We start from the raw sequence: 20,625 nt of genomic DNA on the forward strand, positions 1-20,625 counted from the left end.
TCTAAGGAATTAATATGAGAGGAGTGGCTCTTCTATCTCTTTTTCTTGCATATCTGTATGGAGCAAATATAGATCTTTTACTCCAAAAATATAAAGAAGCTTCTGAACTCTCAAAAATAACGAAAAGAGATTCAGCTGGTTTTGTTTACGTCTTTACCCGCGAGGATCTCCAAAAGATGCAAAGCTACACTCTCAAAGATGTACTTCAAACTATTCCTGGTATCAACTACACACTCACACCAAATAATCTTAATCTCTTCTCTGGTATATCTACAAAATTTTCTCCTATCAATATAGCAAGACTCTATATCAATGATCATGATGTCACAAGTGCATCTTTTGGAAGTGCATTACTGATTTGGGGACAGATGCCTTTGGAATATGTAGATCACATAGAGGTGTACAAAGGATCTTCTTCTATCGAATTTGGTGACGAAACCGGACTTATTATTATCAAAGTCTACACCAAACTAGCCCAAAGAGAACTTGGGAAAAAGATTCGTTTGATTGCTGACTCAAGGGGCTCAAAAGGATTTGACAGCTATATAGCAGAGCTTTTTGATAACAAAAGCTCTTTGTTTGGATACATTCATGGGGCATCCTTTAAAACAAAACATTATCACAACGACAACTATCTCCTCTCTCGTGATGGAGATGACAAAATGGTTTATCTCAATTTCAAAAAAAATGATCTGCAAGTAGAGTTTTCCCATTATGAGCCACATAGAGATCCTTTTTTGGGATATGGGCGTAGCAAAAAGCCTCTTGGCGGCGGATTAGATGCAAGACACACCTATTTTAAATTAGATAAAAATATCTATGGTATATCTTGGAGCTTTGCATTTGATAGGCTCGATTATAAGAGACTCTATAAAGATGCCAATGGTGTTTATACCTCACAAGGAATTGTAGATATCTATTATAGAAGATTTACTGATGATATTCTCTCTTTGAATTTCAAAAAACATATACATGAGGGCAAACACTCGCTTTTACTTGGAGGATTTTACAAAATTAAAAAATATAAAGAACGAGGAATATACGATACTATTCACACATATGCTACAAATAGGCTTGGTCTCGCAACACTCTATCTTGAAGAGAGTTACTCTATCGATAAAGAGACACTTTTTATTCTTTCAGCCAAAAACGACTGGTATGAATATCAAAAAGAGATTCCATCTCATACTAATATGATGGTACGTGCAGGATTTATCAAAAAGAGCAAAGAGTGGGAATTCAAAACGTTCTACACAAAAACTATGTTAGAGCCACAATTCTTTTCTCTCTACTCTGACAATAATATACCACTTATCACCAATCCTCACCTTAAACCCTCTTGCATCAGTCTTTTTATTATTGGTGCCCTCTATAAAAAAGAGAATTTTTCTTTTGGCCTTAAATACGGCACACGTAATGCAAAAAATATGACTTCCTATTCACCACAAAAAGGCTACTACAATATTCCAAACAAAATTTATTTTGATTTCATCGAAGCGAAAACACAGTATCAATTTGATCCGAAAAATAGAGTTACTCTCTACATTATCAAAGGGCGCAACTCACAAAAAAAGTTTTCTCCAGATATACACATCAACCTCCAAGCTTTCAACAGCTTTGATAATATTGATATCTATAATGAATTGCTCTATAAAAACTCTTATACATACTTTGGAACATCTGTATCCGATTCATTAGATTATACAGTAGCAATAAAATATCGCATTAATAATGATTTCTCCATTGGTTTACGAGGAGAGAATCTTTTTAGCAAAGGTTTTAAGCAAGCCTATAGAAAAATCAATACTGCCTATCCTACTACAGATAAGAAAATTTTATTAAACATGGAGTACACATTTTGAAGCGGCTAAGTATTTTTTTCTTTTTCACTTTTTTTCTATTTGCAAATACACAAGATATTGAAAGAGAGATATACAAAACAATCATTCACTCTCTCTTCCCTCATAAACATATTGTTTTGGTCTGGAGTGATAGTGATAAAGAGCTCTTTACTGCCATACAAAATGTATTGTATACTACAAAACCAGAAAAGGCAGATATAATCTTTCTTAAAAAACCTCTTCCACTCCATTCGCCAAATTTGCGAAAAAAGATCCTCTTTGTTCGCAATTATCCTCTGCTTAAAAAGTATAGAAACTGGGCGATTGGTGGATTTTTTTGGCAAAAAGGAAGACCTAATATTCTCTTTTTCAAAAATAATCTCGCACGATATCGTCTTACCCTACCACCATCATTTCAAAAATATATTGATGAGGGTATAGAGTGATGAAAACACTTAATAAACTGCTTATTGGAATAATTGTCGTTATGGGAGTTATGATTAGCATACTCTATATCTCTACTTATGAAGTAGAAAATCGTCTCCAAAATAATCTCAATAGAATATTTTTATCACATGTAGATGCCGTAGCACATCATATAGAAAGATTTATCAAAAAATATTGCAAAGAGAATCTCTACACTGAACTCAAGAGCAATCCACAACTAAGAGACTATCTCCAAGACGCACTTGAACTCACGACTGCCCCTCCTCATAAATTCGTCTATATCCTCTACAGAGACAAACAGGGACATTTTAGGTATCTGCTCGATGGTAGCTTGGAAGATAAAGGAGAATTTAATCAAAAACTCGATGTAAATAGCAAAATATGGAATAGAGCATATAAGAGCAAACAAGCTCTCTTTTTTTCACATCAAGATTCGGATATACTCTATATCACTTACTTATATCCAATTGTTTTGCATGGAAGCGTACAAGGAATCATCGCTATAGATTTTACAAATGACCTTCCTGCAACCATCTCCACTATCATCTCACCTCTCAAAAAGGTTTTTGCATATCTCTTTTTTGCAATATTTCTTCTTTTAGCTCTTTTAGCTTATCAAGGATGGCTCTATTTACATACAAAAAAAAGCGCATTGACTGATCCACTCACAGGAGCCTACAATAGAAACTATCTCCATAAATTTCTCTATGAAATCAATCCTCAAGAGTATGCAATTTTAATGCTCGATATTGATCATTTCAAAAAGGTAAATGACAATTATGGCCATAAAGCAGGAGATTTTGTACTAAAAAATGTTTACAAAACACTCCACTCCATTTTGCGCAACCATGATCTCATTTTTCGCTATGGGGGTGAAGAGTTTATCATTTTTATCAAAAGAAATGGCAAAGAAGAAAACATTATCCAAATAGCCGAAAGAATCCGTACAACATTTTATACTACCGCCTTTATCTACGAAGAACACTCTTTAAAGGTTACTGTCTCTATAGGTATAATTTTGCATCCTGAAAAATTCAAGTCAATTAAGGATGCAATTAAAAAAGCTGATGAGTTTTTATATGAAGCCAAAAGGACAGGAAGAAACAAAATCTGCTATAACACCGATTACACTCTTACTAAAACAAAAACTACAAGAGAGGTTGATATTATAAAAGATGCCATAGATAATAGACGGCTCTTTATAGAACTCCAACCTATATACGATATAAACTCTATGCAGCCAGTGCGCTACGAAGTACTTGTAAGACTCAAAGATAGAGAAGGAAATGTGATCTATCCTGGAGCATTTTTAGAAAATATCGCTTATACAACACTTTACAACTCTTTGACAAAAGAGGTACTACGCCAAACGTTCGATACTATTCAAACTCATAAAGTACCACTGAGCATTAACCTCAATTTTTCTGACATCACAGACAATGTTGTGTATGAGATGATATTGCAAGAAATAGAAAAAAATAGAGAGCTTGCAAATTTTCTAGTCATTGAACTTCTCGAAAATGAGGCTCTTCCAACATATGAGGAGCATGAAGACCTTAAAAAGAGACTACAAAAACTTAAAGAGTATGGAATCAAAATTGCAATTGATGATTTTGGAAGTGGCTATTCTAATTTTGAAATTTTCAAATATCTTCCTATAGATATTCTCAAAATCGATGGAACACTCATTAAAGAAATTGAAAAATCAAAAGTCTCCTATCTTATGGTTAAATCAATAACCTCGTTTGCACAAGCAATTAATATAAAAGTTGTTGCAGAATTTATAGAAAACGAAAAGATACTGCAAACCGTCTCACGCCTCAATATCCAATATGGACAAGGCTTTTATCTAGGAAAGCCATCTAAGCACTTACAGTAGTAAGGAGTCTTTGCAAGAAGATCTCTTGAGATTTGACAATTTTTTTCTTTGCTTCATCAATATCCATCCATGTAGCTTGATCAATTTCGGGAAATTTCAATACTCTTCCCTTATACTCTATTGTAACCAGATTGGATTGTATATGGGTATCAAGATCTGTTTGCACAGCAAAAATATGCAAAATTTTATTCGATGTTTTTGCTTCACCCAAATCTATAAACTCTCCTGCAATCTCTTTTCCCGTCTCTTCAAAAAATTCTCTCTTCGCTGCATCCAAATCACTCTCTCCCGGGTTTACCTCACCTTTAATAATTCCCCAAGAGCGCTCTTTATTCTTCCAAAAAGGCCCTCCAAAATGACCAAGGTACACCTCTACAACTCCATTTTTTATCCTGTAAGGAAGAATACCCGCACTTCTTTTCATATATCTCCAATTAATTAAAATATAAGTAAGAAAAATCTACACTATTACCAAAGGAGTATCATGAATATTCAAAAAGTTATTAGTGGATTTTTCTTTATTCTTGCAATGACAACAAACTTTGGCTTCTTCTATGGCGATCCATCAAATTTAGAGTATCATAGCAAATATGAGCTCTTTGCCGCAATAGTTGTAAACCTCATCGCTACAATTCTCAAACTAGGAGATAAAACACAACTAGGATCAGTACTCCTTGCTACAAGCCTCGTTGCCGATATTCAGCTCATAGGGGCAGCAAGCGTCTGGGCACTTGCAATATATGGCTTAGGGCAAATGAATCTTGAAGCAAGTGTAGCTATTGTCTCTATGAGCGGTGGTGCACTCTTAGCAAATATTGTCTCAGTCTTACTCTTTGTAGGCGACACGCTCAAATCTAAAAGGTAATTATGGAAAGCAATAGCGCATGGATCATCATCCACCGGATGAGGATCCCCCTTCTTGTAATTATTATCACTTTTTCAATCTCTATTTTAGGCATGACCCTCATCCCTGGTGTAGATGATCAGGGTAAACCCTATTATATGAACTTTTTTGATGCCTTTTACTTTGTAAGCTATATGGCAACAACCATTGGCTTTGGAGAAGCACCCTATACTTTTACCTATCCACAGCGTCTATGGGTAAGTTTTTGTATCTATCTCACAGTCATTGGCTGGTTTTATGGTATTGGTAATATAATTGCACTTATTCAAGATAAAAAACTTGCTCGTGAACTTGCAATCGCACGCTTTCGCAACAAAGTTCAAAAACTCACTGAGCCATTTATCATTATATTAGGCTATAACAATGTTACAAAAGAGATCATTAAGCGCCTCAGTCTAGAAGGTATAAGAATAGTCGTAGTGGATAAAGATGAAAGCAAAATAGAAGAAATTGAACTGGAAGGCTTCATTCCCGAAGTTCCAGCAATCAGTGCTGATACAACAAAGCCCGACACACTCAAACTTGCTGGAATTCATCATAAAAATTGCCAAGCAGTTGTAGTACTTTTTGAAGATGATGTAAAAAATGCAAAAATCGCACTCATGTGTAAACTACTCAATAAAAAAATCAATATCATCGTCAAATCAACTACCAAAGACAACACTGAACATCTGCGCAATATTGGTATTCGCCATATTGAAGATCCTTTTAAAATCATCTCCAATAGATTCTATTTTGCCATTGCAGCACCTTATATCTGGCTTTTAGAGATGTGGATATTTGGTCATATTTTGCGCATACGCAAGCGTGAATTCCTTCCAAAAGGAAAATATATCATCTGTGGTGCTGGACGTATGGGTAAAGCTCTCGCTTCAGCGCTAGAGCGAGCAAAGATCGAATATGTCTTTATTGATATTAAATCGAGTGAATATAAAAAAAGAAAACAGAGTGCCATTTATGGTGATGCAGAAGATATCAAGACACTCATTAAAGCAGGTATCAAAGAGGCCAGCTGTATTATTGCTGGTACAAAAGATGATATGATAAATCTCACTATCCTCTCCACTGCCAAAAAACTCAATCCTTCTATCTACACAATAGCTCGTGAAAACACACTTGAAGATATAAGCGTTTTTAAATCAGCACGTATCGATAAAATCTACATTTTAGAGAGGGTCTTAGCAAAATATACCTACAACTTCATTGCCAAACCGATGGCTAATAGATTTATACGCATGATATACCAAAAAGATAATGTCTGGGCAATGAATGTAGTAGGAAAACTGAGCTCCACGATTGGCAAAAATCCTGATGTTTTTGAGATTCAACTGACACATGAAACCGCATATGCTCTTTGCAAAGAGTTAGAAAATGGAAGAGATATTACCCTTGAAATTTTGCGCAGATCCCGCAAAGATTACCGTAAAAAAAATAAAATTGTTTTTTTGATGTATCATTATGAAAATGAGCATGAAAGAGAGACTGTTTTAATGCCTTCCGACTCACTCAGCATCAGATGTGGAGCTTCACTCTTAATCGCTTGTGATGAAGAGGCTCGCAGCGATTTTGAATATATCATCAATAATTACTATGAGCTCTACTATGTACTCACGGGTAAAGAGCAAAGTGTAGGCATTTTTAATATTTTCCAAAAAGAGAAAATAGCTTTTTAAAAGTAGGAGGCTTTGTGAATATTATCATAGCAGGAGCTGGAAGAGTTGGCTTTCGCCTCGCACAAACACTCTCTATAAAACATAACGTTATCATAATTGATAAGAACAAAGAGGCTCTTGCAAGACTGCAAGAATCGATCGACATACTTCCTATTGTAGGCAACATAGAAGATCCCGATACATTCAAAGTGCTTAATGGAACGTATGATATTTTTATAGCTGTAACAGATAATGATGAAGCTAATATTCTTTCCACTCTCATTGCTGATGATGAGATTAATGTAACTAAAAAGATTATTCGCTTACGCAACCCCTATTTTGCTAAAAGCTCCATTGCAAAAAAACTCGGAATCGATGAAGCTGTCTTTCCCTTTTCTCTCGCAGCCCAATCAATAAAACTCCTTTTAGACTTTCCTAAAGCAAACAACATTAAAGATTTTATCTTTACCTCTTTCAAACTCATCTCTGTGCGCGTCAATGAACCACTCCTTACTTCCACACAAGAGATAGAGTCACAAAATATCAAAGTAGTAGGAATTGAAAAAGATAAAAAGTTTTTCATCCCTACACAATCCTACCCTTTGGAAGACAATAATCTCCTCTATCTTTTTGGCGATGGAGAGCAAATAAAAGAGGTTTGCAAAAAAATCAATAAAAGCGATCCTAAATCTATCAAAAATATTGCAATTTTTGGAGCAAATCTCTTGGGAATTGAGATAGCAAAGGCTTTTTTAGAAAAAAATGTAAACATAAAAATTGTTGAAAGTGATCCTGCTCTTTGCATACGAGCTTCCGAGCTTTTGCAAAATCGCGCCACCGTTATCAACTCTAAATATATTGAGCATAAAATCTACGAAGAGGAGAATATCCGCCTAGCAGATATGGTTATCGCGACAAGTAGCGAAGATGAAGAAAACATCATTGAGTGTCTTGAAGCCAAAGAGTATGACGTACGAAAAACTGTAGCAATCAATAACAATCTAGAATTTTATAATCTCATGCACAAACTTGGAATCATCGCAGTGCGAGGACCAAAAGCGAGTGCATACTATGCAATTTTGGAAAAAATTGGCTCAAGCAATGTTATTACAGAAAAGCACTACTGTGGAGGAAGAGGTACTATTTTTATGCGAAAAATCTTTGAAGACTCTTTGCTGATTGGCACCTCCCTCAAACCTCTCAAACTCGACGATACCATCAGCTACTATATTCGTGATGGAATTATCTATCCATTCAAACAAAAAATCACACTCCATAAAAATGATCTCATCGTCGTTTTTGCAAAAACCTATCAGGAGGAAAGAGTCAAAAAGTGGGTCTACAATCTCTAAAAAATATCGCTAAATTTATTAGTACTATTGGACTAGGTTTAGGATTTTTCTTTATTATTCCAATCATAACTGGTTTTATTTATCATGAGGATATCAAAAATTTTCTCATCTTCTATCTACTGTTTGTATTAGGAAACTTTTTGATGTATGCAGCGCTTTACAACCACCATTTCAAAATGAGTATCAAAGAGGCAATATTTGCAGTTAATCTCATCTGGATCCTCTTAGGAGTTGCTGGAGGAGGTGCTCTTTTGCTCACATCCAATGTTACTCCAAGTGAAGCTTTTTTTGAAGCTATTAGTGGCTTTACTACTACGGGAGCTACAATATATACCGATATTGAGAGCCTCTCTCATACTACGCTCATGGTGCGTTCACTTACACACTGGTTAGGCGGGATGGGTATCATCGTTTTAAGTGTAGGTCTTTTGACACTTCTCAATCCATCAGGCTCGCTTACTCTTTTTAAATCTGAATCTACAGGCATTAGCATAGAAAAACTCACTCCAAAAATCAAAGATACCGCTATAAGACTTTGGGGCATATATCTCCTTCTGACACTCCTTGATGCTCTTTTACTCTATTTTGGAGGAATGAATAGTTTTGATGCAATCAACCACGCTTTTTCTACTATCTCTACTGGTGGCTTTTCTACCATGAACGATAGCTTAGGCCACTGGAAAAACAACTATTTCATTCTTTGGGTAACTACATTTTTTATGTTTATAAGCGGCATAAACTTCATTGCGCATTTGCGGCTCTTTCATCGAGATTTAAGTGGTTACAGAAGCGAAGAGGTAAAGTGGTATTTTATTGTTTTTATGCTCCTCTCTTTGACTCTAACATGGGTACATTGCACTATTGGAAAAGATACTCTCTTTCACGCAATGACACACGCCTTTTTTACCATAAGCTCAATTCTTACTACAACAGGATTTGCCTCTACCGACTACTCTCTTTGGTCGCCTGTTGCAGTGGCAATCATCTTTATTCCTATGTACATAGGTGCCAATGCTGGCAGTACCGCAGGAGGCGTAAAAATTATTCGTTATGTTATACTTTTTAAAAATCTCTTTGCTCAGATCAAACAAAACCTTCACCCTAATGCAATTGTTGATGTGTTTATCGATGGCAATCGTATTAGTGGTAAAATTCTTGGAAGCGTACATGGGTTTTTCTTCATCTATGCTGTCACAAATCTTTTACTTACACTCTTTCTCTTTGCACGAGGATACGATTTTTTAACATCCATCTCTGCAGCAATTGCCTGTATTGGCAATATTGGGCCTGGATTTGGGCATGTAGGACCTGCAGACAATTTTGCATTTTTTAGTAGTTTTGAAAAGATCCTCTTAGCAATCTTTATGATTATTGGGAGGTTAGAGTTTTATACATTTATCGTACTCTTTTCAAAAGAGTTTTGGAAAAGGTTTTAAAAAGCTTGAGGAGCTACTATGATAAAAAAACATCTCACAGAGCAAACTGCAATTTTGCTTTCTGTTACAAAATGGATGATTCTCTCAACAATAGTGGGGATAATTATTGGCTCAATTGTTACACTCTTTCTCAAAATTATTCAATTTGCAGAGCACCACCAAAGTAGTCTCCCCTTTCCTTACTACTATACTCTTCCATTTGTTTTAATGCTTGTTGTATGGATGATTCGCACCTTTGCCCCTTCTGCTGAAGGTCACGGTACAGAAAAGGTGATCGAAGCAGTACACAAAAAGCATGGAAAAATTGATCTCAAAGTAGTCCCTATCAAACTTATCGCAACAGTTTTGACAATTTTTGCAGGTGGCTCTGTGGGAAAAGAGGGACCAGCTGGTCAAATAGGTGCTGCGAGTGCTTCGGGACTAAGTGATCTTTTGCGCTTTAATGATGTAGACCGCAAAAAAATAGTAATATGTGGTATTAGCGCCGGCTTTGCTTCAGTTTTTGGCACACCCATTGCAGGGGCTATTTTTGGTGTGGAGGTACTCATCATAGGCGTTATATTATATGATGTACTCCTTCCCTCTTTTATTGCCGGATTTGCTGCTTTTACTACAGCGCAGTTTCTTGGTATTGAGTATACCTATTTTGAGATGCACTACTACCAAAGCATAGCTCTTGATATCCCACTCATACTCAAAGTGGTAGGTGCAGGACTCTTCTTCGGTCTTGTGAGTGATATTGTGGTTACTTCTATGAATTTTATGCACAAAACTATCAAAAAGATACCTCTTAATATCTACCTCAAAACATTTATCATCGGCTCCCTCTTAGTGCTTATAGGACTGCTCTTTGGTACGCAGTATCTTGGTCTTGGTATGGATACTATCAAAGATACTCTCAATCCTGATCCCTATTTTGCTAAAGATTTGCCATGGTATGCCTTTTTACTTAAAGCCTTCACCACCTCCCTCACTCTTAGTGGTGGGGGCAGTGGAGGTGTTATCACTCCGATATTTTACATAGGAGCAACAAGTGGACATGCTTTTGGTGCATGGTTTGATTACCAGCATATTACTCTCTTTGCTGCACTAGGTTTTGTAAGTGTCTTAAGTGGTGCTACAAATGCTCCAATTGCAGCTACCATCATGGCAGTAGAGCTCTTTGGACTTGAAATTGCACACTATGCAGCACTCAGTGCAGTGATTAGCTTTTTGGTTACAGGACACAGAAGTGTCTTTCCATCGCAAATTTTAGCAATGAAAAAGAGTGAGATACTTGAAGTAAAAATAGGTGAGGAGATAGAAAAAGCTGAAGTGGAGCTAGAAAACAGACGCTATCAAAAAATTCGAAGAAGAATTTTGCGCAAAAAACTTCGCATGAAAAAGTAGAAATTTTATTGCTATAATTATTCAAACAGTAATGGAACATTTAAATGAAAAAATTTTTGGTATTTCTCTTTGTACTTCCGCTTTTCGCATTTGAACCTCTCTTTACCACCATAGAGCATCCTCTGCGCCTTGCTTTTTACGCTCCATTTGCTATAGATACTTCTCATACTAAAATGGTAACGTTTGGATGGTATGAAGCAAACAACTATGAAAATGAAGATATCTACCTGCTTGATTTTGAGATAGCAACACTCCAAGGAGTAGTGAGAGTTCCTCTAAGCAATAACTCCTCCTTACGCATCATAGGAGGAATACACCGTGTTTATGGCGGATTTATGGATGGGGCACTCGATTGGTTCCATGATGCTACTGGCCTACTCAATGGAGCCGTACATAATCTCTATGGAGAAAATGAAGTGTACTACCATATTGGCTCGCAATTTCGCAAGGATAGCTCTTTTACTTCCCTATCCAATCTGCAAATAGAGTATAAACACTCCCTCGCATTTCATCCTTTCGGTACAAAAAGTGTAATTTTTGGCGGATGGAAAATTCCTCTTGCAAAGAAAAAGGATGGATTTGGATCCGCAAAAGCTGATTATATGGTGGGATTAGCACTACACAAGGACAATTGGCTATGTAATATCTCTTGTATGCGATTAGGAAAAGTCCACCTTTTTGAATATGGAACTTCTCGTAAATGGTTAGTGAGCGGTTATGTAGGATATGCGTATAAAAAATGGCTCTTTGAGTGGCGTACCATCTCTTCAGCCTTTAAATCACGCTACGTTTCACTCGATTCTTGGTCAAATGTAGTAAATGTAGCATACAGTCTCAATAAACACATAAAAATATTTTTTACTGAAAATCTCGCCCCTTTTTATGGGAGTGCTGATTTTACAATTGGTGTAACATATCGTTTTTAAAGGGTTATCATGGACAAAAAAGAGTACAAAAAAGAGCTTTACTATCTTCAAATAGAACTGGTCAAATTCCAACGAGAAGTTATAGAAAAGGACTTGAAAGTCTGCACAATCTTTGAAGGAAGGGATGCTGCTGGAAAAGATGGAACTATTAAACGTTTTGTTGAGCACCTCAGTCCTAGAGAGACCCGTGTAGTAGCTCTTGGAAAACCAAGCGATATCGATAAAAAGAGCTGGTATTTTCAGCGCTATGTCCCTCATCTTCCTCATGGCGGAGAAATGGTCTTTTTTAACCGCAGCTGGTACAACAGAGCAGGCGTAGAAAAGGTAATGGGATTTTGTACAAAAGAGGAGTATGAGCGCTTTATGCAAGAGGTTCCAAACTTCGAGCATCTTCTTGTGCACGATGGGATGATATTTACCAAGTACTATCTTGATATCACCAAAGAGGAGCAAAAAAAACGTCTTGAAGAACGCAAAAAAGATCCTCTCAAGCAGTGGAAGCTCAGCCCCATAGATGAAATGGCACAAAAATTATGGAAAGAGTACTCCCTTGCACGGGATGAGATGTTTGCACGTACACACTTTGCCTTTGCTCCATGGTATATAATCAAAGCAGATGATAAAAAAACAGCACGTATAAACTGTATAAAACATTTCCTCTCTAAAGTAGATTATAAGAAAAAAGATGAGAAACTATTAGTATACGATCCTAATATTGTATGTGAATTTGATAAAGCCTGCTATGAAAAAGGACTTATAGCACCATAAGGAGGTAATAATGGCACATCTTGAGCGATATATGTTTTACTATATGGATACCATCAACGAAAAAAACTTCAAAGAGGCGATTGAACTAGCACAAAGCATAATTGAAGAGTGCGAAGATGAAAGCACTCCAATTATCGAAGGTTTTTTAAGTGCTGCTAAATCTTTGCAAGCTTTGAAGATGGGCGAGTTTGATGATGTGGAGGAGCTTTGGAACAGTTATGAAGAGGCCAAAAGATTCCTTACACCAAGCAACAGACACTATGCAATACTCTTAGAAACTTGCATGATACTTGAAAATACAAAAGAAGAGATTGAGAGGATCATATGATAATCGACTTTTCACCATTAGAGCTCAAACATCGATATAAAATTATGAGCCGCTCCATAATTCCTCGCCCCATTGCATGGATAGTAACAGAGGGTAAAACCATCAATATCGCTCCATTTAGTTATTTTATGGCGCTATCTTCTAACCCTCCCACCCTTATCGTCTCAATAGGACATAAAAAAGATGGGTCACAAAAGGATACACTCAAAAATATTTTACAAACCAAAAAGTGCACTATCTGCTCAGTAACACCAGATCAAATTACACAAATGCATGCCTCCAGTGAAAGCCTCCCAGAAGAGGTGAGTGAAGCAGAAGCTTTTGGTATTGCAACAAAGAGAATAGTAGAGGATTTTCCTCCCATTATAACTGATAGCCCAAGCGCTTTTTTTTGTGAACTCAATCAAGTAGTAGATCTTCAAGGAAGCAAAACCATTCCTTTGATAGTAGAGATCAAGAAATACTATATTGCTGATAACTATTTTGATCCCAACTACAATTTTGAACTTGATCTCGTTGCACGAGTTGGTCGAGAATATCGTCTGTGCAACAAAAAAATTGAGCCGTAATTTTTGCTACTTTTGTTCCTTGCATCTGCTTAAAAATATGCTATTATGAAAAAAAATAAGGAGAGAAACAATGGTAGCAGATGCATGGCTCTCCAAAGAGCTGGGGGATGGTAAAGTTTTGTGCCAAGCGTGTGCCCATGCTTGTAAATTAGAGCCTGGAGAGTTTGGCAAATGTGGCGTACGTGTCAATGAAAATGGAAAACTCAAATCTACTGTATATGGATTAGCAGCTGCAGCCCATATCGATCCAATCGAAAAAAAGCCGATGTTTCACTTTTTGCCAGGTTCTACTATCTTTAGCATCGGAACGGTTGGGTGCAACTTTTGCTGCCAGTTTTGCCAAAACTGGGAAATTAGTCAATATCCTCAAACCAACGGCTACAAAGTTTTTGGTCAAGAATTGATGCCAGAGACTATCGTAAAGCTTGCCAAAGAGTATGGATGTAAATCTGTGGCTTATACCTATAATGAGCCAATTGTATATTTTGAATATACTTACGATACAGCCAAACTAGCCCATGAAGCAGGACTTAAAAATGTCTATGTAACAAGTGGCTTTGAGACAAGAAAAGCGATAGATGAACTTGCACCCTTTTTAGATGGAATGAATATCGATATTAAGTTTTTCAAAGATGAAAGCTATCAAAAAATCAGCTGTGCACGTCTTAAACCAGTACTACAAGCTATAGAATATGCTCACTCAAAAGATATTTGGATTGAGACAACTACACTTATCATCCCTGGTATCAACGATAGTGACGAGGAGTTGAGAGATATTGCTAGATTCCAAGCAAATTTGAGCAAAGATATGCCATGGCATATAAGTCGTTTTCATCCAGATTACAGAATGCTCGATCGCCCTGTCACTCCTTATGAAACACTCAAAAGAGCATATGAAATCGGGAAAGCTGAAGGTCTAAAATATATCTATATCGGAAATTATCCCGATGCTGATAGAGAATCAACATACTGCCCAAAATGTGGATTCAAAGTAATTGAGCGGGCTGGATATCTTGGTGAACAGGTGAAAAATCATCTCATAGATGGCAAATGTCCAAAATGTGGTGAAGTAATAGCAGGAGTATGGCAATGAGCGCAAAAGCATGGCTAAGTAAAAAGCTGCCCAGTGGCAAAATCTTGTGCGAAGCGTGTGCTCATGCATGCAAGCTCGATGAGGGCGAATATGGAATATGCGGTGTACGAAAGGTTGAAAACGGAGAGTTAAAACTGCTCGTTTATGGAAAAGCAGCAGCGATGAATGTTGATCCTGTAGAAAAGAAGCCAATGTACCACTTCTTACCTGGCTCTCAAGTCTTTAGCTTTGGAACAGTTGGATGTAATCTTAGCTGCAGCTTTTGTCAAAATTTTGAGATCAGCCAGTTTCCGCAAGAACATGAGCATAAAATTTTTGGCAAGGATCTGCCTCCAAAACTGGCAGTAGACCTAGCTTTGCAGTATGGCTGCAAAGCGATCGCTTACACCTACAACGAGCCGATCGTCTGGTTTGAGTACAGCTATGACACGGCAAAACTAGCTAAAGAAGCAGGACTTAAAAATATCTATGTCACCAGTGGATACGAGACCCACAAAGCATTGGATAAACTAGCCGATGTAATCGATGGGATGAATATTGATCTCAAAGCATTTACAGATGAGTTTTATAAAGAGCTGTGCGGTGCAAGACTCAAACCGGTTTTGGAAGCTATCAAATACGCTTACAAAAAAGGATTTTGGATCGAAATTACTACCCTTTTTATCCCCGGCAAAAATGACAGCGAAGAGGAGATGCGCCAAATTGCCAATTTCATCGCTTCTATCGATACAGCCATTCCTTGGCATGTAAGCGGCTTTTATCCAACTTATAAGATGCTTGATACAAATCCAACCCCTCCCGATACCCTACTCAAAGCCTATGAGATAGGAAAAGATGAAGGGCTTAAATTTGTCTATGTGGGCAACTTCAATGCTCCAGAATTCACCTCCACCTACTGTCCAGCATGTGGCTATAAAGTGATTGAACGCGCCGGATATCTTGGTGAAAAAGTGGTAAGTCATCTACAAGATGGTAGATGCCCCAAATGTCATACATTCATTCCTGGAGTCTGGAAATAGAGCAAATCAAGCTTTTCATAGAAGCTTTTTCTGGGCTTGGTCTCTTTCTGTTTGGCATGCTCTATCTTGAGCAGCAGCTACGCAACGCTGCTGGAAGGTTTTTTAAAAAGCTTGTTCGCTGGATGACTAGCACTCCTTTGAAAAGCCTTTTGGCTGGCATCCTCACCACTGCAATTTTCCAAAGCTCTTCAGTCGTCACACTCATGGCACTCTCTCTCATTGGAGCAGGCCTTATTCATTTACAAGGAGCTATCGGCATTATCTTTGGAGCCAATATAGGAACTACCATCACTGCATGGATTGTTGGTATTGTAGGTTTCAAAATGGATATCAAACTACTCTCATACTTTATGGTTGGTATTGGTGGCCTTGGAAGTGTATTAGCACCACAAGAGAGTCGATGGAGAAATATTTTCCATGCAATGGTAGGATTTGGCCTCATTTTTATGGGACTGGAGGGAATGAAAGAGAGCTTTACAGGATTTGGCAAAAAAATCTCTTTGCAAGGACTCGATAGCCTTTGGTGGTATACATTGCTTGGATTTGGTATCACAGCAATCATTCAGTCAAGCTCTGCAACTATAGCTATCATTCAAAGTGCTCTTTTTGCACAAATTGTCACTTTAGAAGAAGCGGTAACCTTTGTCATAGGAGCCAATGTAGGCACTACAGTTACAGCTATTCTTGGGGCTATCGGAGGTTCATCTGATAAAAAAAGGGCGGCTACAGCACACTTTTTATTTAATTTCACCACTGGAATTCTTGCTTATCTTGTACTTCCCTTACTTCTTAAAATCACCCTGCTTCTTATACCCTCTGCCGACCCTGTCATACAAATAGCACTCTTTCATACTCTGTTTAATCTTTTGGGCGTTATATTGTGGTTACCTTTTATCAAGCTTTTGGCTAAATGGTTAAGCACACTTTTTAACGAACCCAAAGACGTAGTAACCAAGTATATCCATAACGTTCCTAGCAATATGGTAGATATGGCACTGGATGCCTCTTTGAAAGAGATAATACATCTTTGCGAGGAAGTAGAGCATTTCGCCCTCTTTGCAACAGGCGTCCCAAATATCAATATTTTAGAAAAAGAGGGCTCTATCAATAAAATTTTAGAAAAATATAATGAGCCTTTAGATGTGCCCTTTATGACTCAATATATCCATATCCGCAAAATTGAAGGAGAGATCTTGCGCTTTACGCATGAACTATCAGCTAATGCCACTACAAAAGAAGTAGAAGAGATTATCCATACTATCGCCAAAGCCACTACATATTTAGCAACAGCTGCAAAAGCAATCAAAGATATGCTCCTAGATCTTGAACAGTGGTATGATGGAGAGAGCCCAGAGGAAAAAGAGTTTTTGCAAAACCTGCGCTACCAAATCATTCGCAGTGTACAGGCATTTCATTATGCACTTCAAGGAAATAAGAATGCAAAAGAGGAGATTGAAGAGATCTATAAAAAGATAGCTGATTCCTATCGCAATACGCTTGCAATCATCAGCGATATCGCCAAAAATCCCCATATTGCTTCAGAGAGGCTTACTATCGCCATCAACGACTACCATTTAAGTAAGAGCTTTACCAAGTCTTTGCGCAACACACTGACACAAATAACTTTCATGCGGATATTTTTACACAAAAATGGCGCAATCAGCAAAAAGCCGGTTAGCGAACATCATAGTCGATATATCCTTTACCATCACTCGCCCAGTTACGTATAGTCTCTTTATCTTTTGATGAGAGTTTTGCTTCAGGATGAAGCCAAAGATATTGTGGAAGCGGCATAGCTAAGATGACACTTCTAAAGATCTGCTTTTTGAGCTCTTGCTTTTTTTCATCACTATAATTATTCCATGTACTAAAATTGAGCGCTTTTCTCCCTTCTATCACATCGCGTCTTACTGCCCAACTCATAGGAGCTACATTGGCATACCATGGCCATTTTGTCTCATTAGAGTGACAATCATAGCAGCTCCGTTTAAAAATTGCCATCACCTCTTTTGGAGCTTGTATCTCTTTTTGAGTATCGGTTGGTGGGTTTGACTTTTCATAGGTTGGAATAAACTGCAAAAGTCCAATAATAACCGCTACTGCACCAAGATACATCCAAAAGCTCTTCATTGTCCCCTCTCTTTTTTTGTGGTAATATTACTATAGTTTGATTAATAATTACAATTTAGGAATAAACATGGGAACAGTGAATTCCTTTTTGAGTAAACACAAAGCATTTTTTTCACAATATAAAGAGCACTTTCTTGAGTTTTTCCGCTCTTCCATTTTAGAAAAACCTCCAAAAAATAGTAAACCCCTCTCATCTGGAGCAATCAATACCATAGCAGAAAAACTCTACCTTATACTTTTCACACCTGATACATCTGATAGAGAGCAAAAAATTATCAATTTTGCATATATGCTGGCACAAAATAGATTTAATATCCTTCCACCTCTTACAAAATCTCTTCTTAAACTTTTACAAGATTTTATTGGCATTATTCTCCAAAAAGATCACCATAATCACCTTGATGTCTCTATAATGATTCAACTCATAGATAATTATATTGTTGCTTTTCAAAGAGGATATACAAAATTTTTTGAAGAGCAACAGCAAAAGTTACGCTCATTAAAACATGAAAGTGATAAAAAAGAGCAAGAGATAATCTTGTCGATTTTAGAAAAAATAAAAAGACAAAACAGCCAAATAATTCTACTCGATTTTTACAAACAGGTACCTATATCTTGCAAAGCCAAAATCAGACTATTAAAAGAAGAGTCAATTGTTGTCGATATAGCAGAATGCAATTTTAAAATTTTTCATCATGACAAAGAGCTTTTTATAAAAACAGATCTTATAGACAAGCCAATAAAAACTAAAATAAAAGAGATCAAAGATTTTGACTATGTTATCTTAGACTCTTTTTGCTTTGAAGAGCTCCCACAGGAAAAAAGAAAATTTGTACGTGTTCAGCCAAAAGAGTCTATTCCTATAACTATTACATCTTCTCTATGTCAATGCAGTGGGGTCATTCAAGATATCTCCATAGGAGGAGTAGGTATTATCTGTAGTGATATCTCTTCATGTAACAAACAGGACAGAGTTACTCTCCAGTTTGCATTAGAGAATAAAAAAATTGTAATAGAAGGGGAGATTCGCTACCTCGACGAGGAAGCGAAGAGATTGGGTATACAATACAGTTTAGATGTAGAATTTGAAAACTTCCTTGCTGAATATATCCTGCATAGGCAGTTTGAAATCATCAAAGAGATACGTATATGATCAAAGATTTCTAATATCAATAAATTCTCCGCTTGGAAACTCCAAAAGTTTTCCAAAACTATCACTCAGCAATAAAGCAGCATCTGCTGGCGCAAGTCTTTGAGACTCTGCTAGGCGTTTTACTACAGGGAATTTCTCCCTATCAGCATGCTGTAAAATATGCTCCATCATAGGAGTTTCTATAAGACCAGGAGCAAGTGCTGTAAGGTGTGTATTTGGCATCTCAGCAGCGTAGAGGCGAATAAGCATATTGAGAGCTGCTTTGCTCAGTGCATAGGCATTCCATCCCCTTGCTCCACTTACACTTGCACCACTACTGATAGCCACAACCTGCTTCACAGTACGCTTTTTAAAAGAGTCAAGCAGTACTTTATTTGCCCATACATTGAGATTCATAATCTCTTCAATCTCATGGATACTTGTGTCACTCATATCTTTTAGCTCCCCTAAAATTCCGGCATTTAAAATTGCTAAATCAAGCTCTGTTTGTGCTAGCAATTCTTCAACTGCTCCCTCGATCTTTTCCAAAGCATGTAAGTTCAGCTGTACAAAATGAAGATTTTCATACCCTTGCAAACTGCGGGGCAAAAAGCGGCTCAGGGCATACACCTCTTCCCCACCTTCAACGTAAAGTTTTGCCAATGCTTCACCTAAACCACTGCCAATACCTGTTATAAAGACTTTCATTATCACTCCTTAATCTATCTGAATATTTTTTCTATGGTAGCGCTGCACTATATCAGGATCGGGATGGAGAGAGACTTTTGCTTTTTCTTTTCCTTTATAAGGAATTTGAGAGAGCACATAGCGAATTGACTCAAGACGTGCGAGTTTTTTGTTATTGGAGTTGACTATAATCCAAGGACTATATGATGTGTGCGTACGGCTAAACATCTCCTCTTTATAGTGCGTTATCTCATCCCATAACTCTTGCGCTTTCATATCAACAGGACTGAGTTTCCACTGTTTTAAAGGATTGTGCATACGCTCTTCAAATCGTCTTTTTTGCGTCTCTTTGGAGATAGAAAACCAAAATTTTATAAGCATTATCCCATCATCAATCAGCGCATGCTCAATCTCCGGCACTTCCATCATAAACTTCTCATACTGCTCCTTTGTACAAAACCCATATACTGGCTCCACAATAGCACGGTTATACCAGCTACGATCAAAAAATGCAATTTCACCAGGATTTGGCAAATGCTGAAAATATCTTTGAAAATAGAACTGCCCTTTTTCTACTTCAGTTGGAGCAGGCAGTGCAACAACACGATATTTTCTAGGATTGAGATGCATAGTAAAGCGTTTGATTGAACCACCTTTTCCCGCTGCGTCACGCCCTTCAAATATAATCATAAGCCGCTTTTTATTTTCATATATCCAGTTTTGCATCTTAATAAGCTCAATCTGCAGTCTTGTAAGTTCATCTTCATACTTGATATACTCTATCGCTTTTTTGAGCTTTTTTTTCTTCACAAGTTGCTTGAGACCATTTTTGGTGCGCAATAGATGAAACTGCTGCTCTAAATTTTCGAGCTTTTCTTTGAGGTCTGGTTCTTGAATCCGCTCTTTGAGATAGTAGATATCTTCAAAAATACTTTTCATATTACTCCTTTTTTTTGATTATAAATCTTTAAAACTAAATTTTTCATAATATATAAGTTTTTCACAATGGCTAGTTGAGAAGGTAATTACTAACAGGCATAGGAGTAAAAAAAAGAACACATTATCTTAAACAT

General features: G+C 37.1%; 20 protein-coding genes. 16 read left to right on the plus strand and 4 right to left on the minus strand.

Features of this window, described 5'->3' with window-relative positions; genetic code table 11:
* The first annotated feature begins 14 nt into the window (after nt 1–14).
* From JG738_RS09500 to JG738_RS09510, 3 genes are read left to right on the plus strand one after another with little or no spacing between them, the layout of a single operon-like run.
* Nucleotides 15–1,862: a TonB-dependent siderophore receptor gene (locus tag JG738_RS09500; RefSeq protein WP_201337659.1), complete on the plus strand. Its 1,848-nt coding sequence runs from the start codon at nt 15–17 to the stop codon at nt 1,860–1,862.
* The gene (locus tag JG738_RS09505; RefSeq protein ID WP_201337660.1) at nt 1,859–2,287 is read left to right on the plus strand and encodes a hypothetical protein; all 429 of its coding nucleotides are present in this window, start codon (nt 1,859–1,861) and stop codon (nt 2,285–2,287) included. The genes JG738_RS09500 and JG738_RS09505 overlap by 4 nt, the downstream gene beginning before the upstream one ends.
* Nucleotides 2,287–4,167 carry a bifunctional diguanylate cyclase/phosphodiesterase gene (locus tag JG738_RS09510; protein WP_201337661.1) on the plus strand — a complete coding sequence of 627 codons (1,881 nt, stop codon included), beginning with the start codon at nt 2,287–2,289 and terminating at the stop codon, nt 4,165–4,167. Before JG738_RS09505 ends, JG738_RS09510 begins: the two co-directional genes overlap by 1 nt.
* On the opposite strand, the gene JG738_RS09515 is transcribed toward JG738_RS09510, so the two are convergent.
* Nucleotides 4,151–4,591, minus strand: coding sequence for an NUDIX domain-containing protein (locus tag JG738_RS09515; RefSeq protein WP_201337662.1), 441 nt, complete (start codon nt 4,589–4,591; stop codon nt 4,151–4,153). The two genes, JG738_RS09510 and JG738_RS09515, sit on opposite strands and share 17 nt — an antisense overlap.
* Nucleotides 4,592–4,651: 60 nt before the next feature.
* Here JG738_RS09515 and JG738_RS09520 point away from each other — a divergent pair, with 60 nt between their 5' ends.
* From JG738_RS09520 to JG738_RS09575, 12 genes are all read left to right on the plus strand, one after another.
* On the plus strand, nt 4,652–5,032 hold the full coding sequence (locus tag JG738_RS09520; protein WP_084274826.1) for a DUF6394 family protein: 381 nt from the start codon (nt 4,652–4,654) through the stop codon (nt 5,030–5,032).
* A gap of 2 nt (nt 5,033–5,034) precedes the next feature.
* Entirely contained in the window at nt 5,035–6,744 is a 1,710-nt protein-coding gene (locus JG738_RS09525; RefSeq protein WP_201337663.1) for a TrkA family potassium uptake protein, read from the plus strand.
* A gap of 14 nt (nt 6,745–6,758) precedes the next feature.
* Nucleotides 6,759–8,075, plus strand: coding sequence for an NAD-binding protein (locus tag JG738_RS09530; RefSeq protein WP_201337664.1), 1,317 nt, complete (start codon nt 6,759–6,761; stop codon nt 8,073–8,075).
* Nucleotides 8,057–9,511 (plus strand): TrkH family potassium uptake protein, encoded by a 1,455-nt coding sequence (locus JG738_RS09535; protein WP_201337665.1) that lies wholly within the window; start codon nt 8,057–8,059, stop codon nt 9,509–9,511. Before JG738_RS09530 ends, JG738_RS09535 begins: the two co-directional genes overlap by 19 nt.
* Before the next feature lie 18 nt (nt 9,512–9,529).
* The gene (locus JG738_RS09540; RefSeq protein WP_201337666.1) at nt 9,530–10,900 is read left to right on the plus strand and encodes a chloride channel protein; all 1,371 of its coding nucleotides are present in this window, start codon (nt 9,530–9,532) and stop codon (nt 10,898–10,900) included.
* A gap of 44 nt (nt 10,901–10,944) precedes the next feature.
* On the plus strand, nt 10,945–11,826 hold the full coding sequence (locus JG738_RS09545; RefSeq protein WP_201337667.1) for a DUF3187 family protein: 882 nt from the start codon (nt 10,945–10,947) through the stop codon (nt 11,824–11,826).
* Between the two features lie 9 nt (nt 11,827–11,835).
* Nucleotides 11,836–12,594: a polyphosphate kinase 2 gene (gene ppk2 / locus JG738_RS09550; RefSeq protein ID WP_201337668.1), complete on the plus strand. Its 759-nt coding sequence runs from the start codon at nt 11,836–11,838 to the stop codon at nt 12,592–12,594.
* A gap of 10 nt (nt 12,595–12,604) precedes the next feature.
* Nucleotides 12,605–12,922 (plus strand): hypothetical protein, encoded by a 318-nt coding sequence (locus tag JG738_RS09555; protein WP_084274832.1) that lies wholly within the window; start codon nt 12,605–12,607, stop codon nt 12,920–12,922.
* On the plus strand, nt 12,919–13,491 hold the full coding sequence (locus JG738_RS09560; RefSeq protein WP_201337669.1) for a flavin reductase family protein: 573 nt from the start codon (nt 12,919–12,921) through the stop codon (nt 13,489–13,491). Before JG738_RS09555 ends, JG738_RS09560 begins: the two co-directional genes overlap by 4 nt.
* Before the next feature lie 70 nt (nt 13,492–13,561).
* Nucleotides 13,562–14,584, plus strand: coding sequence for an AmmeMemoRadiSam system radical SAM enzyme (gene amrS / locus JG738_RS09565; protein ID WP_201337670.1), 1,023 nt, complete (start codon nt 13,562–13,564; stop codon nt 14,582–14,584).
* The gene (gene amrS / locus JG738_RS09570) at nt 14,581–15,603 is read left to right on the plus strand and encodes an AmmeMemoRadiSam system radical SAM enzyme (protein WP_201337671.1); all 1,023 of its coding nucleotides are present in this window, start codon (nt 14,581–14,583) and stop codon (nt 15,601–15,603) included. The genes amrS (JG738_RS09565) and amrS (JG738_RS09570) overlap by 4 nt, the downstream gene beginning before the upstream one ends.
* Nucleotides 15,570–17,333 (plus strand): Na/Pi cotransporter family protein, encoded by a 1,764-nt coding sequence (locus JG738_RS09575; protein ID WP_236593247.1) that lies wholly within the window; start codon nt 15,570–15,572, stop codon nt 17,331–17,333. Before amrS (JG738_RS09570) ends, JG738_RS09575 begins: the two co-directional genes overlap by 34 nt.
* Here the strand turns inward: JG738_RS09575 and JG738_RS09580 are convergent.
* Entirely contained in the window at nt 17,278–17,733 is a 456-nt protein-coding gene (locus JG738_RS09580) for a heme-binding domain-containing protein (RefSeq protein ID WP_201337672.1), read from the minus strand. The two genes, JG738_RS09575 and JG738_RS09580, sit on opposite strands and share 56 nt — an antisense overlap.
* A gap of 67 nt (nt 17,734–17,800) precedes the next feature.
* Between JG738_RS09580 and JG738_RS09585 the strand changes: the two genes are divergently transcribed.
* A complete protein-coding gene (locus JG738_RS09585) occupies nt 17,801–18,886 on the plus strand; it encodes a PilZ domain-containing protein (RefSeq protein WP_201337673.1) in 1,086 nt (361 codons plus the stop codon).
* On the opposite strand, the gene JG738_RS09590 is transcribed toward JG738_RS09585, so the two are convergent.
* Together JG738_RS09590 and ppk2 (JG738_RS09595) are read right to left on the minus strand one after the other, a co-directional pair.
* Nucleotides 18,887–19,573 (minus strand): SDR family NAD(P)-dependent oxidoreductase, encoded by a 687-nt coding sequence (locus JG738_RS09590; RefSeq protein WP_201337674.1) that lies wholly within the window; start codon nt 19,571–19,573, stop codon nt 18,887–18,889. It lies immediately after the preceding gene.
* A 9-nt stretch (nt 19,574–19,582) separates the two neighbouring features.
* Nucleotides 19,583–20,491: a polyphosphate kinase 2 gene (gene ppk2, locus JG738_RS09595; protein ID WP_201337675.1), complete on the minus strand. Its 909-nt coding sequence runs from the start codon at nt 20,489–20,491 to the stop codon at nt 19,583–19,585.
* Nucleotides 20,492–20,625: the final 134 nt, after the last annotated feature.

The organism is Nitratiruptor sp. YY08-26 (assembly GCF_016593215.1).
Lineage (GTDB): Bacteria > Campylobacterota > Campylobacteria > Campylobacterales > Nitratiruptoraceae > Nitratiruptor > Nitratiruptor tergarcus.